General features: G+C 61.0%; 13 protein-coding genes. All 13 read left to right on the plus strand.

What is annotated here, in order from left to right; translation table 11 throughout:
- Positions 1 to 28 precede the first annotated feature (28 nt).
- The 13 genes from pcaD to AC13RM_RS13020 all read left to right on the plus strand — a co-directional run bounded on the left by pcaD (position 29) and on the right by AC13RM_RS13020 (position 13,308).
- Entirely contained in the window at positions 29 to 835 is an 807-nt protein-coding gene (gene pcaD, locus AC13RM_RS12960) for a 3-oxoadipate enol-lactonase (RefSeq protein ID WP_488555160.1), read from the plus strand.
- Positions 835 to 1,239 carry a 4-carboxymuconolactone decarboxylase gene (gene pcaC, locus AC13RM_RS12965; protein ID WP_113228390.1) on the plus strand — a complete coding sequence of 135 codons (405 nt, stop codon included), beginning with the start codon at positions 835 to 837 and terminating at the stop codon, positions 1,237 to 1,239. Before pcaD ends, pcaC begins: the two co-directional genes overlap by 1 nt.
- Before the next feature lie 12 nt (positions 1,240 to 1,251).
- Positions 1,252 to 2,001 carry a protocatechuate 3,4-dioxygenase subunit beta gene (gene pcaH / locus AC13RM_RS12970; RefSeq protein ID WP_488555161.1) on the plus strand — a complete coding sequence of 250 codons (750 nt, stop codon included), beginning with the start codon at positions 1,252 to 1,254 and terminating at the stop codon, positions 1,999 to 2,001.
- Positions 2,001 to 2,615 (plus strand): protocatechuate 3,4-dioxygenase subunit alpha, encoded by a 615-nt coding sequence (pcaG, locus tag AC13RM_RS12975; protein WP_374821305.1) that lies wholly within the window; start codon positions 2,001 to 2,003, stop codon positions 2,613 to 2,615. Before pcaH ends, pcaG begins: the two co-directional genes overlap by 1 nt.
- Before the next feature lie 3 nt (positions 2,616 to 2,618).
- A complete protein-coding gene (locus AC13RM_RS12980; RefSeq protein ID WP_374821308.1) occupies positions 2,619 to 3,692 on the plus strand; it encodes a 3-carboxy-cis,cis-muconate cycloisomerase in 1,074 nt (357 codons plus the stop codon).
- A 125-nt stretch (positions 3,693 to 3,817) separates the two neighbouring features.
- Positions 3,818 to 4,990 (plus strand): ABC transporter substrate-binding protein, encoded by a 1,173-nt coding sequence (locus AC13RM_RS12985; RefSeq protein WP_374821311.1) that lies wholly within the window; start codon positions 3,818 to 3,820, stop codon positions 4,988 to 4,990.
- 91 nt (positions 4,991 to 5,081) lie between these two features.
- A complete protein-coding gene (locus tag AC13RM_RS12990; RefSeq protein WP_374821314.1) occupies positions 5,082 to 5,945 on the plus strand; it encodes a branched-chain amino acid ABC transporter permease in 864 nt (287 codons plus the stop codon).
- Position 5,946: 1 nt separating this feature from the next.
- Complete coding sequence (locus tag AC13RM_RS12995) at positions 5,947 to 6,951, plus strand: branched-chain amino acid ABC transporter permease (RefSeq protein WP_285174265.1); 1,005 nt, start codon at positions 5,947 to 5,949, stop codon at positions 6,949 to 6,951.
- Positions 6,948 to 7,712: an ABC transporter ATP-binding protein gene (locus tag AC13RM_RS13000; protein WP_285174264.1), complete on the plus strand. Its 765-nt coding sequence runs from the start codon at positions 6,948 to 6,950 to the stop codon at positions 7,710 to 7,712. Before AC13RM_RS12995 ends, AC13RM_RS13000 begins: the two co-directional genes overlap by 4 nt.
- Positions 7,693 to 8,409, plus strand: a complete 717-nt coding sequence (locus tag AC13RM_RS13005) for an ABC transporter ATP-binding protein (protein ID WP_285174263.1) — start codon at positions 7,693 to 7,695, stop codon at positions 8,407 to 8,409. The genes AC13RM_RS13000 and AC13RM_RS13005 overlap by 20 nt, the downstream gene beginning before the upstream one ends.
- A 135-nt stretch (positions 8,410 to 8,544) precedes the next feature.
- Positions 8,545 to 8,937 (plus strand): GFA family protein, encoded by a 393-nt coding sequence (locus AC13RM_RS13010; RefSeq protein WP_285174262.1) that lies wholly within the window; start codon positions 8,545 to 8,547, stop codon positions 8,935 to 8,937.
- Positions 8,938 to 9,070: 133 nt separating this feature from the next.
- Positions 9,071 to 12,697, plus strand: coding sequence for a hydantoinase B/oxoprolinase family protein (locus tag AC13RM_RS13015; protein ID WP_488555183.1), 3,627 nt, complete (start codon positions 9,071 to 9,073; stop codon positions 12,695 to 12,697).
- 83 nt (positions 12,698 to 12,780) lie between these two features.
- Positions 12,781 to 13,308 carry a winged helix DNA-binding protein gene (locus AC13RM_RS13020; protein WP_069610284.1) on the plus strand — a complete coding sequence of 176 codons (528 nt, stop codon included), beginning with the start codon at positions 12,781 to 12,783 and terminating at the stop codon, positions 13,306 to 13,308.
- Positions 13,309 to 13,398: the final 90 nt, after the last annotated feature.

Below are 13,398 nucleotides of genomic sequence, written 5' to 3' on the forward strand. Positions count from 1 at the left end.
TCCAATCTCGCGGTCGAGGAGATTTCCAGTGCAGTTTGCCCGCATCAACGACGTCACGATCCACTATCAGATCATCGGCGGCCCCGCCGACAAGCCGGTTCTTGTCTTTGCCAATTCGCTCGGCACCGATTTCCGGATCTGGCGGGATGTGATCGTGCGCCTGGCCGGCGATTTCGCCATCGTGCTCTACGACAAGCGCGGCCATGGTCTCTCCGATCTCGGTCAGATGCCTTATTCGATCGAGGATCATGCCACCGACCTTGCCGGGCTGCTCGATTTCCTCTCGGTTAAGAACGCCATTATCTGCGGCCTGTCGGTCGGCGGGCTGATCGCGCAGTCGCTCTATCAACGCCGTCCGGATCTGGTGCGGGCGCTGGTCCTCTGCGATACCGCCCACAAGATCGGCACGACCGAGAGTTGGAATGCCCGCATTGCGCAGGTCGAAGCTGAGGGTATCGAATCCATCGTCGATTCCATCATGGAGCGCTGGTTCACGCCCGCCTTCCGCCGTCCGGAAAACATCGCCTATACCGGCTATTGCAATATGCTGATCCGCCAGCCGGTCGCGGGCTATGCCGCCACCTGCGCGGCCCTTCGCGATGCCGATCTCACCGAAGCCGCGGCCAAGATCGCCGTGCCCACCATCTGCATCGTCGGTGATCAAGATGGCTCGACGCCGCCCGATGTGGTTCTGTCGACGGCTAAGCTCATTCCGAATGCGCGTTATGAAGTGATCAAGGACGCCGGCCATATCCCCTGCGTCGAACAACCCGAGGCGTTGACCGAAGTCATCCGTGCCTTCATCGATGTCGTCCTGCGTGGAGAACAAGCCTGATGAATGACCCTACCGCGCCGTCCGAGCGCTATCTTCAGGGCATGGCGACACGCCGCGCTGTGCTCGGCGACAGCCATGTCGATCGTGCGCAGCAGGCCGTAACGGAGTTCGACCAGCCTTTCCAGGAGCTGATCACCGAAGCGGCTTGGGGGCATGTCTGGTCGCGCCCGACGCTCAGCCGGCGCGAGCGCTCCATCGTGACGATCGCGCTTCTGGCCGCACTTGGTCAGGATGATGAGGTGGCCATGCATGTGCGCGCAACGCGCAATACCGGCGCGACGCGCGAGGACATCTGCGAGGCGCTTCTGCATGTGGCGATCTATGCTGGCGTGCCGGCCGCCAACCACGCGATCAAGATCGCCAAGCAGGTTTTCGAACAGATGGACGCCGAACAGGCGGCATGAAACGAGGCAGACATGTCCGATAGAACCAACAGCAAGCCCGAAACGGGCGCCTTTTTCGCGAGAGACCGCGCATGGCATCCGCCGGCCTTTGCGCCCGGCTACAAGACCTCCGTATTGCGCTCGCCACAGCGCGCATTGCTGTCGCTCGACGGCACGATCTCGGAAATCACCGGGCCGGTCTTCGGTCATTCCATATTGAACGAACTCGACAACGACCTGATCCATAATTTTGCCAAGCCTGGCGAAAGCGCCATCGGTGAACGGATCATCGTTCATGGTCGTGTACTCGATGAGCGCGCCCGACCGGTGCCGGGCGTGCTGCTCGAATTCTGGCAGGCCAATGCCGGAGGGCGCTATCGCCACAAGAAGGAAACCTATCTCGCTGCTATCGATCCGAATTTTGGCGGCTGCGGCCGCGCCATCACGGATGATGAGGGGCGCTATGCCTTTCGCACCATACGCCCCGGCGCCTATCCCTGGCCGAACGGCGTCAATGACTGGCGGCCGGCGCATATCCACTTCTCCGTCTTCGGCCACGGCTTTGCGCAGCGGCTGATCACGCAGATGTATTTCGAGGGCGATCCGATGATCTGGAAATGTCCGATCGTCGGCACGATCCCCGACAAACAGGCGATCGAGCAGCTGATTGCACCGCTCGACTGGGGTAATACGATCCCGATGGATGCCCGCGCCTATAAATTCGATATCGTGCTGCGCGGTCGCCGTTCGACCCTGTTCGAAAACCGGCCGGAGGGCAATTGATGGTACAGGATCTCGGCTATCTGAAGGAAACGCCGTCGCAGACGGCAGGCCCTTACGTCCATATCGGTCTGACGCCGAATTACAGCGAGATAGGCGGCGTCTACGAGGCCGATCTCGGCTCCGTCATGGTCAACGACAAGACGCTTGGCGAGCGCATTACGGTGACGGGCAGGGTGATTGATGGGGCGGGAGCGCCGGTCAAGGATGCCGTCCTCGAAATCTGGCAGGCAGACAGTGCCGGATTGTACAACAGCCCGTCGGAGTTGCGCGGCACGGCCGATCCGCATTTTACCGGCTGGGGGCGTTGTCCGACCAATTCGACTGACGGCGTTTTCCGTTTCGAGACCATCAAGCCCGGCCGTGTTCCCTTCAAGGACGGCCGCAAGATGGCGCCGCACATCACCGTCTGGATCGTGGCGCGCGGTATTAATATCGGTCTGCATACGCGGATGTATTTTCCGGAAGAGGCTGCCGCCAACGTGGAAGATCCTTTGCTTGCCCGCATCGAACACAAGGAACGTTTGGCAACGCTGATCGCCCGCAAGGAAGGCTCCGTCTACACCTTCGACGTCCATTTGCAGGGCGACAAGGAAACGGTTTTCCTCGATATATAAGCCATGAGCGTTTCTCCCTTCGATCATTCCTTTCTGTCAGGCCTTCTCGGTGACGAGGAGATTGCGGCCTATTTCTCGGCCCAGGCCGATATCCGTTCCATGCTCGCCTTCGAAGCAGCGCTTGCCGAGGTCGAGGCGCGGCATGGGTTGATCCCGCAGGCAGCGGCTGCTCGTATCGCCGAAGTCTGCGCGACTTTCGAACCGGATCTGCAAAGCCTGAAGACGGCGACGGCTTCAGATGGTGTCGTCGTCCCCGATCTTGTCAGACAGCTGCGCAAGGCCGTCGGCGAGGATGCAGGCAAGCATGTCCATTTCGGCGCCACCAGCCAGGATGTCATCGACACCAGCTTGATGCTGAGGCTGAAGGCAGCGGCATTTATCCTGAGCGGCCGCCTCTTCGCCGTATCATCCGCGCTTGCCAAACTGGATGAGCGTTTCGGATCGAACAGGCTGATGGGTCGCACCCGGATGCAGGCGGCGATTGCGATCACCGTGTCCGATCGGCTGCGGGCTTGGCAGCATCCGCTCGATCAGTACCGCGATCGGCTGACGCAGGAGACTTTTCCGCTGCAATTCGGCGGGGCCGCCGGTACGTTGGAAAAATTCGGGCCGAATGCGGCGGAAGTCAGGAGTTCGCTGGCACAAGCGCTCGGCCTCACGGACGAGCCGCAATGGCAGAGCCAGAGGGGGCGCGTTGCCGAACTGGCCGGATTGCTTTCGATGATCTCCGGCAGCCTCGGCAAGATCGGCCAGGACGTGGCACTTCTGGCGCAGGCGGGCGACGAGATCGAGCTTGCCGGCGGCGGCGGTTCATCGGCGATGCCGCACAAACAAAACCCGGTCGCTGCCGAAACGCTGGTCACGTTTGCCCGCTTCAATGCGGTGCAGCTTTCGGGCATTCACCAGTCGCTGGTACACGAGCAGGAGCGCTCTGGCGCCGCCTGGACATTGGAATGGCTGCTATTGCCCCCTATGGTGGTGGCAACGGCAGCTTCGTTGCGCCACGCGTTGCAACTGGTCGGTTCGATCAAGCGCTTGGGAACGACAGCCGAGCAGGATATTCGTCGCCATTCATAACTGAATTGGTATGGAAGCAAGGTTTTATTTCATTTTACATCACCATTTCCCATGAGAAATTGGTGATGATCAGAATTTGAATGATCAAGGGCAGCTCAAAAAAACGGCTGCCGGGAGGAGAGAAAATGAAACGGTTTGTCTTGGCCGCTATCGCGGCCGTTGCTCTTGGCGGTGCTGCCTATGCCGATACTATTAAGATCGGCGTCATCGGTCCGTTTTCCGGCCCGTTCGCGCTGCAGGGCAAGAATTTCAAGGCCGGTATCGACGCCTATATGGCCGTCAACGGCAAGAAGGTCGGCAATGATGAGGTGGAGGTGATCTACCGCGACTTGCCGGCAGCTGATCCCGCCCAATCGAAGTCGCTCGCCCAGGAGCTCGTCGTCAAGGAGAAGGTTCAGTATCTCGCCGGCTTCTACTTTACCCCGGATGCGATGGCGGTAACACCGATCCTCAAGCAGGCCAATGTGCCGATGGTGATCTTCAACGCCGCCACTTCGGCTATCGTCACCAAGAGCCCGCTCGTCGTGCGCACTTCATTCACCACGTGGCAGACGTCGACGCCGATCGCCAAGGTTGCCTACGATGCCGGCGTGAAGAAGGTCATCTCCGTCGTCAGCGATTACGGCCCGGGCGTCGACGCCGAAAACGCCTTCAAGGCCGGTTTCGAGAAGCAGGGCGGCCAGGTGGCTCAGGCGATCCGCATGCCGCTTTCGACCAATGATTTCAGCCCGATCATGCAGCGCATCAAGGATTCCGGCGCGCAAGGCGTCTTCGCCTTCCTGCCATCCGGCCCGACGACGCTCGGCTTCGTCAAGGCCTATAATGAGAATGGCCTGAAGGCTGCCGGCATCAAGCTTTTTGCACCCGGCGACCTCACGCAGGAATCCGATTTGCCGGCGCTTGGCGATGCCGCGCTCGGCATGCAAACGACCTTCCACTATGCGATTTCGCATGACTCGCCGGAAAACAAGGCTTTCGTCGCGGCCGCCGGCAAGGCGATCGGCAATCCTGCCGAGCTGACCTTCCCGGCCGTCGGCGCTTTCGACGGCATGCATGTCATCTACAAGATGATCGAGGCGACCGGCGGCAAGCAGGATGCGCAGAAGGCCGTTGATGCAGTCAAGGGCCTGTCCTGGGTCAGCCCGCGCGGCCCGGTCACCATCGACGCGGAAAGCCGGCATATCACGCAGAACATCTATCTGCGTGAGGTCGCCAAGGGCGATGACGGCAAATACTACAACAAGGAAATCCAGACCTTCGAGAAGCAGGGCGATCCAGGCCTTGCTGCCGCGAAGTAAGCGCTCCTGAAGCTCCTACCTCTGATCGGAAGCCTCCGTTCAGGGGTGTGACGACAGCGGTCGCGTAACAATAACCGGACCAGCGATATCAATGCAAACCGTGCTCAGCATAGCAGTCGATGCCCTCGCTTACGGCATGGTGCTGTTCGTCATCTCCATCGGCCTCTCGGTCACGATGGGGTTGATGCGCGTCGTCAATCTGGCCCATGGCGCCTTTGCCATGATCGGCGGCTATATCGCCTCTTATGCCGCACATGATCTTGGTCTTGGCTATGCTGCCGCAGTATTGCTGGCCGTGGTTGGCACGGTCATCATCTCCATCCCGATCGAACGGCTGCTCTATCGGCGCATCTATGGTGCGCCCGAGTTGACGCAGGTGCTGATGACGATCGGCATCACCTTCTGCATCATCGGTATCGCCAACTACGTCTTCGGCCCGACTTTGAAGACCATACCCTTGCCGGGCAGCCTGCAGGGCTCCGTCGATCTTGGCTTTCGGACCATCGGCACCCATCGCATCTTCGCGATCGTCTGTGGCCTCATCGTTGCTTTGGCGCTGTGGTACACGATTGAGAAGACCTCCTTCGGCGTGAAGCTACGGGCCTCAGTCGACAATGCCTCAATGGCGGCGGCTCTCGGTGTGCGAACAGAAATCGTCTATGCGGTCAGCTTCGCGATTGCCGTTGGGCTTGCCGCCTTCGGCGGCGTCGTGGGGGCCGAGCTACTACCGGTCGAACCCTATTATGCCCTGCGCTACATGGTGACCTTCCTGGTCGTCGTCTCTGTCGGCGGCGCGGGCTCGATCTCCGGCGCGCTGCTCGCCTGCCTCATTCTCGGCTGCATCGACACGACCGGCCGCTACCTCATGCCGGAATACGGCGAATTCTTCTTCTATCTGGCCGTCATCGCCATCGTCTGCGTCTTCCCGCGCGGCTTTGCCGGGAGAATGAAGTAACATGGCCTTGACCCTTGAAAGAGAGGCGGCGACGACCGTGACCAGACATCGTACATTCGGGCAGGACCTGGTCGCGGTTGCGGTCATCCTCGTCATAGCTGCTGCCGGCTATCTGCTTTTTCCGGACAACCTCGCCCTTCTCACCCGTCTGATCGCAATCGCGCTTCTCGTGCTGTCGCTCGATCTTGTCACAGGCTATTGCGGCGTGGCGACCCTCGGTCATGCGGCGCTGTTCGGTGCCGGCGCCTACGCTGCCGGCATCGCATCGGCCCATTACGGCATCAACGATCCCTTGCTCATGACGCTTGCCGGCATCGTCGCCGGAGCCATCGCCGGCCTGATCTGCGGCGTCGTCATTTTGAGAGCGCATGGCCTGCCGCAGCTCGTGCTCTCGATCGCGCTGGTCTATCTCTTCCACGAATTCGCCAACAAGGCATCGAGCTGGACAGGCGGCAGCGATGGATTGTCGGGGATTTCAGCCGATCCGCTGTTCGGTGTTTTCGAGTTCGATCTCTATGGGCACACGGCCTACTTCTATGGCGTGGCACTGCTGCTGATCGTCCTCGTGCTTTTGCGCTTTCTCGTCCGTTCGCCCTTCGGCATGCTCTGCCGCGGTATTCGGCAGGATCCCTTGCGCATCCGCGCCATGGGCGCTTCGCCGAAGGTGGCTCTCATCAAGATGTATGTCATTTCCGGCGCCGTTGCCGGCATCGGCGGCGCCTTGACCGCGATCTCGACACAGGTCGTCGGTCTCGACAGCCTCTCCTTCACACAATCGGCCGAGGCGCTCGTCATGCTCGTACTCGGCGGCACTGGATCGCTGTTCGGCGCGCTCGTCGGCACGCTGATTTTCATGCTGTTCGAGGATTACGTCTCGGCCGCCAATCCCTTCCATTGGCTGACGATCGTCGGCGCTCTGCTGATTCTCGTCGTTCTCTTCGCGCCCACGGGCATTTACGGCACGGCCGCCGCCTATGTGGCCCGTCGCAGGGAGGCGCGGGCATGAGTGCGATTTTTGAAGTCAGCAATCTGAAGAAGGCGTTCGGGGGTCTGACGGTGACGAACAATGTCAGCCTGTCGATGGCGCCGGGAGATCGTGTTGCGCTCATCGGCCCGAACGGCGCGGGCAAGACCAGCTTCGTCAATCTCGTCACGGGCAATCTGCCCGTCGATTCCGGCGAAGTCCGTATTGCGGGACAAAACGTCAACAAGGTCGATGCCATCGGCCGGGTCAGGCGCGGCCTCGTACGCTCGTTCCAGGTGACCAGGTTGTTTCAGGATATGACTCCGGCCGAGCATGTGGGCATGGCCGTGCTGCAGCGGACGGGTCGCTCCGGTCGCATGTTCGGCAATTTCCTCGCCATGCGCGATGTCATGGCCGAAACGGAGGAACTGCTCGACACGCTCGGCCTCAGCGCACTTGCGCATCGCAAGGTCAGCGAAATCGCTTACGGCCAACAGCGGCTCCTGGAAATTGCCGTTGCCATGGCCCTGAAGCCGAAGGTGCTCCTGCTCGATGAGCCCGCGGCCGGCGTGCCGCAGAGCGATACCGGCCGCATTGAGCAGGCGCTGGCCGATCTTCCCGCCGATCTCGCCGTGCTGATGATCGAACATGACATGGACCTCGTTTTCCGCTTCGCCAAGCGCGTGGTGGTGCTCGCCGCCGGCACAATCATATTCGACGGTTCACCGAAAGACGTGACGCAGGATGCGCGGGTGCGCGAAGCCTATCTTGGGAGCTATGCCAATGCCGGCCACGCCGCTTGAAGTCGAAAACCTGTCGGCCGGCTACGGGCCGACGCGGGTGCTGGAAGGGGTTTCATTTTCGGTCCGCGCCGGCGGGCGGCTCGCCGTGCTCGGCCGCAACGGCATGGGCAAGAGCACGCTGCTTGCCACGCTCGCCGGGCAGACCCGGCGCTATGATGGCCGCATCCGGCTGGGTTCGGCCGACATCGCTGGCCTGCCGAGCGCCCGCCGCGCCCATCAGGGCCTCGGCTATGTGCCGCAGACGCGCGACGTCTTTCCGACGCTGACGGTGGAGGAAAATCTCTCCGTTGGGCTCAAAGGACGGCCGAAGAGCGCTTTGCAGGAAGCCTATGACATGTTCCCGCGCCTGAAGGAGCGTCGCAAAAATTTAGGCAGCCAGCTTTCCGGCGGCGAACAGCAGATGCTGTCGACGGCCCGTACAATTCTCGGCCGTCCTTCCGTCCTGCTTCTCGACGAGCCGCTGGAGGGGCTTGCCCCCGTCATCTGCGAGGAGTTGATGGCCGCCTTCGCCAAGCTTGCCAAATCGGGCGATATGACGATCCTGCTCGTCGAGCAGCGCATCCAAAGCGCGCTCGATTTTGCCAGCGATGTCATCATTCTGGAACGCGGCCGGCTTGCCTGGAAGGGTACGCCCGAGGGGCTGGCTGCGGATCATGGCGCGGTTGAACGCTTGCTCGGCGTCGGTGGATTGCATTAGCCCATCTGCTTCGGCTGTGCTCCGATGGAGCGTGGCGTTATAATGAAACGCCATGCTCCCACCAGCCGCCTGCCGTTGCAGCGGCTGTTCCGTTTGTCGTAGACAGTCGTCTGCTTGTTTTTGAGGAAGTGCAAGATGGATCGATTTACCGGCGGCTGCTTGTGCGGCAAGGTGCGGATCGTCGCGTCGGGGCGCCCCTATCGGGTCGGCATTTGTCATTGTCTCGACTGCCGCAAGCATCACGGCGCGCTTTTCCATGCCTCCGCGATCTTTCCCGAGGATGCGGTGACGATCGAAGGCGAAACACGAGACTATGCCGGCCGATTTTTCTGCCCTCACTGCGGCTCGTCCGTCTTCTCGCGAAGCGCAGACGAAATCGAAGTGAACCTCGGGTCTCTCGATGCTCCGGATCGGTTGAAGCCGACCTACGAACTCTGGACCGTCCGCCGCGAATCCTGGCTGCCGCCGTTTCCGCTCGCGAGACGATATGATCACGATCGCGAGGCAACGAGCCGCTTCGAGGATTAGGTCAGGCTCGCCGCAAGCGTTATGATGACGAAAATTGTCACGGCGATCGGTATCGATTCATGTTGACGATAAAACGTTGACGATTTATCGATATATTATCATCGTTGTTGGCGTCGTTCTGCTGGAGGCGGGTTTGTCGGAGAAGATTTCGGGTCGTTGGGATTTCTGGATCGATCGCGGCGGTACCTTTACCGACGTTGTCGGGCGCGATCCGTCCGGTGCTCTCCACGCCCGCAAGGTCCTCTCGGAAAATCCCGAGGCTTATCGCGATGCGGCCGTTCATGGCATTCGTCTCCATCTCGGTCTTGGCAAGGGCGAGCCGGTTCCTGAAGGTGCGATCGGCGAGGTCCGCATGGGCACGACGGTCGCCACCAATGCGCTGCTCGAGCGCAAGGGCGAACGCCTTGCGCTGGTAACGACGAAGGGATTTCGTGACGCGCTGCGCATCGGCTATCAGGAGCGCAAGAAGATCTTCGCGACCGAGATCGTCAAGCCGGAAGCGCTATACGAAGATGTCGTCGAGATCGAAGAGAGGGTGCTTGCCGACGGCACCGTCGAACTGGCTCTGGACGAAAAGGCTGCAGAAGCGGCACTGCGCGACCTTCTCGCTAGAGGTTATCGCTCCGTCGCCATCGTCTTCATGCATGCCTATAAATTTCCGGCGCATGAGGCTGCGGTCGCGAGGATCGCCAGATCCATTGGCTTCGAGCAGGTTTCGGTCAGTCATGAGGTCTCACCGCTGATCAAGCTCGTCGGCCGCGGCGATACGGCTGTCATCGACGCCTATCTGTCGCCGGTGCTCGGCCGCTACATCCGCCAGGTCTGCGATGAGCTCGATGTCGAGCGCACCGGCGCGCGCGTCATGTTCATGATGTCGTCAGGCGGATTGACGGCCGCCGACATGTTCCAGGGCAAGGACGCGATCCTTTCGGGTCCGGCTGGCGGCGTGGTCGGCCTTGCGAAAACCGGCGAGCAGGCGGGTTTTGCCAATGTCATTGGCTTCGACATGGGCGGCACCTCGACGGATGTGGCGCATTTCGATGGCGAATATGAGCGCGCCTTCGAGACGGAGGTGGCGGGCGTCCGCGTCCGTGCGCCGATGATGCTGATCCACACTGTCGCGGCCGGCGGCGGTTCGATCCTGCATTTCGATGGTGATCGCTTCCGCGTCGGCCCAGATTCTGCCGGCGCCTTTCCGGGTCCGGCCTGCTATCGCAATGGCGGTCCGCTGGCGGTCACCGATGCCAATGTCATGGCCGGCAAGCTGCTGCCGGAATTCTTCCCCTCCATTTTCGGACCCAACCAGGATCAGCCGCTCGATGTCGAGACGGTGCGGACCAAGTTCGCATCCCTCGCAGCCGAAATTGGCGATGGGCGAAGCCCGGAGGACGTTGCCGACGGCTTTATCCGCATCGCGGTTGCCAATATGGTCGAGGCGATCAAGAAAATCTCCGTGCAGCGCGGCTATGACGTGACGCGCTATGCGCTCAACTGCTTCGGCGGCGCCGGTGGCCAGCATGCCTGTCTGGTGGCCGATGCGCTCGGCATGAAGAGCATCCTTCTGCATCCGATGTCCGGCCTTCTCTCCGCCTATGGCATGGGCCTTGCCGATATCCGCGCAACGCGCCAGAAGGCACTCGGCGTTTCCCTCGATGATGCCGCACCTGCCGCCATCGCAGCGCTTGGCAGCGAACTGCGTGGCGAATGCGTGCCCGAATTGGGAGCCCAAGGTGTCGCAACGGCCGAGATCAAGACGGTCCAGCGCGCCCATATCCGCTATGCTGGCACCGATACGCTGCTGGCGGTCGAAACGACTTTCCCCGAGATCGACAAGCCCTCGCGGCTGCGCAGCCAATTCGAGACGCTGCACAAGCGCCGCTTCGGTTTCGTTGCCGAGGACAAGCCTTTGGTGGTGGAAGCCGTCGAGATCGAAACGATCGGCGGCGCTGCGGCCGATATCGCAGTCGAGCTGGAGACGATGGGCGAAGGTGAAGCTGAGGCAGCAAGGCGCACCGCCTTCTATTCGAACGGCGAGAGTCACGATGCGGCCGTTGTTCTGCGCCAGGCGATCAAGCCCGGCCAGACCGTGACCGGTCCGGCCATCATCATCGAGCCGAACCAGACTGTTGTCATCGAGGACGGCTGGCAGGCGCAGCTGACGGTCAAGGATCATATCGTCCTCGAGCGCATCAAGGCGCTGCCCGAACGCAACGCCATCGGTACCAAGGCCGATCCGGTGATGCTGGAGATTTTCAACAATCTTTTCATGTCGATCGCCGAGCAGATGGGCATGACGCTGCAAAACACGGCCTATTCGGTCAATATCAAGGAGCGGCTGGATTTCTCCTGCGCCGTCTTCGATGCGGAAGGCAATCTGGTCGCCAACGCGCCGCATATGCCGGTTCATCTGGGCTCGATGGATGCGTCGGTCGCAACCGCGATCCGCGAAAACGCCGTCATCCATCCGGGCGACGTCTTCCTCATCAATGCGCCCTATAATGGCGGCACGCATCTGCCTGACCTCACGGTCTGTACCCCGGTCTTTGACGATGCGGGTCAGAAGATCCGCTTCTGGGTCGCCAGCCGCGGCCATCACGCCGATATCGGCGGCATTTCGCCGGGCTCCATGTCGCCGCTCGCCACCCATATCGAGGAGGAAGGCGTCTATATCGACAATTTCAAGCTGCTCGATCGCGGCCGATTCTGTGAGGCGGAACTTACCAAGCTGCTGACGGGTGCGCGCTATCCGGTGCGCACGCTGGCGCAGAACATCAACGATCTCAAGGCCCAGGTTGCAGCCAACGAGAAGGGCGTCGCCGAGCTGAAGAAGATGATCGTTCACTTCGGCGAGGATGTGGTCGATGCCTATATGGGCCATGTTCAGGATAACGCGGCAGAAAGCGTGCGCCGCGTCCTCGATCGCCTGTCCGACGGTGAATTCAGCTATGAGATGGATCAGGGCTGCAAGATCGTCGTCAAGATTTCGATCGACAAGGACAAGCGCGAGGCGACGGTCGATTTCAACGGCACGTCCGCGCAGCGCCCGGACAATTTCAATGCGCCGCAGCCCGTCACACGCGCCGCCGTCCTCTATGTCTTCCGTGTGCTCGTCGAGGCCGATATTCCGATGAATGCCGGCTGCCTCCGGCCGATCCGGATCATCATTCCCGAAGGCACGATGCTGACGCCGAAATATCCAGCGGCCGTCGTTGCCGGCAATGTCGAGGTCAGCCAGGCCGTGACTAACTGCCTGTTCGGCGCCGTCGAGGCGCTTGCCGCAGCCCAAGGCACGATGAACAATCTGACCTTCGGCAACGATGCCTATCAATATTACGAGACGATCTGCTCCGGTGCGCCGGCAGGACCGGGTTTCAATGGCGCCGATGCGGTGCACACGCATATGACCAATTCGCGCCTGACCGACCCCGAAATCCTCGAAACTCGGTTCCCGGTCGTGCTGGAAGATTTCCACATTCGTCCGAATTCGGGCGGACGCGGCAAATGGAACGCCGGCAACGGCACGCAACGCACGATCCGCACGCGCGAAAAGCTGGAATTCGCGATCCTGTCAGGCCATCGGCGTGTGGCGCCCTTTGGCGTGAAGGGCGGCGAAGCAGGACAGACCGGCCGCAATTATGTCCGTCGCAACGATGGCAAGATCGAGGAACTGATCGGCTCGGCCCATACCATCCTCGAAGCTGGCGAAGCCTTTACGGTCGTCACTCCCACTGGCGGTGGCTACGGAAAACGGGACGAATAGCAATGTGATGCCGGGTCGAGCGGCCTTGATCGCTCGGCCCGTCGAATCTGCTGGGCCTTGATCCGGTTCGAAGGAGTTTTCAGGTGACGTCCGAGGAAAAGAGTAAGCGACGCGAATTGATCGTATCGTCGGCCCATCTGGCCGGCGGCAGCTCGCCGGCTCTGTCGGAGCTGGAATACGGGTCAATCCTCTTTTCCCATGCCTTCAATCGTTGGCTGGTGCGCTGCATGGCGGCGGCCGGTGTGCCTGGCCTTTCGCCGATCGAGATCCTGATCATCCATTCGGTGCGGCATCGCGATCGGCCGAAAACGCTTGCCGATCTCTGCCTCGTCCTCGACATCGAGGACACGCATGTCGCCAATTACGCCATCAAGAAGCTTGAGGCGGCAGGCCTCGTCAAAAGCGGCAAGGCCGGCAAGGAAAAGACCATCCGCGTCACTGACAAGGGCCTGGACGCGCTGAAGCGCTATACCGAAATTCGCGAGCGGCTATTGGTTGAGGCAACGAAAGTATCGGGTCTCTCGCAAGACGATCTCTCCGATATCGCTTCGCATCTGAGGGCATTGTCTGGCTATTACGAACAGGCGGCACGTTCGGCCGCCACGCTCTAGGATAGAAGCGCGCAAGTCTCGGCCAAATCTTCTCAGTCTCTCGCAAAGGTTCGCATTTCGTTGCGGTCTAATATAGATTAGCCCATCAGA

This window comes from Martinezella sp. CNPSo 3732 (genome assembly GCF_057784515.1).

Excerpts from the sequence above, each read along its gene's own strand:
- AC13RM_RS12985 (WP_374821311.1), top strand. The coding sequence starts at position 3,818 with ATGAAACGGTTTGTCTTGGCCGCTATCGCGGCCGTTGCTCTTGGCGGT.
- AC13RM_RS12995 (WP_285174265.1), top strand. The coding sequence starts at position 5,947 with ATGGCCTTGACCCTTGAAAGAGAGGCGGCGACGACCGTGACCAGACAT.
- AC13RM_RS13005 (WP_285174263.1), top strand. The coding sequence starts at position 7,693 with ATGCCGGCCACGCCGCTTGAAGTCGAAAACCTGTCGGCCGGCTACGGG.
- AC13RM_RS13010 (WP_285174262.1), top strand. The coding sequence starts at position 8,545 with ATGGATCGATTTACCGGCGGCTGCTTGTGCGGCAAGGTGCGGATCGTC.
- AC13RM_RS13000 (WP_285174264.1), top strand. The coding sequence starts at position 6,948 with ATGAGTGCGATTTTTGAAGTCAGCAATCTGAAGAAGGCGTTCGGGGGT.
- pcaG (WP_374821305.1), top strand. The coding sequence starts at position 2,001 with ATGGTACAGGATCTCGGCTATCTGAAGGAAACGCCGTCGCAGACGGCA.
- pcaC (WP_113228390.1), top strand. The coding sequence starts at position 835 with ATGAATGACCCTACCGCGCCGTCCGAGCGCTATCTTCAGGGCATGGCG.
- AC13RM_RS12980 (WP_374821308.1), top strand. The coding sequence starts at position 2,619 with ATGAGCGTTTCTCCCTTCGATCATTCCTTTCTGTCAGGCCTTCTCGGT.
- AC13RM_RS12990 (WP_374821314.1), top strand. The coding sequence starts at position 5,082 with ATGCAAACCGTGCTCAGCATAGCAGTCGATGCCCTCGCTTACGGCATG.
- pcaH (WP_488555161.1), top strand. The coding sequence starts at position 1,252 with ATGTCCGATAGAACCAACAGCAAGCCCGAAACGGGCGCCTTTTTCGCG.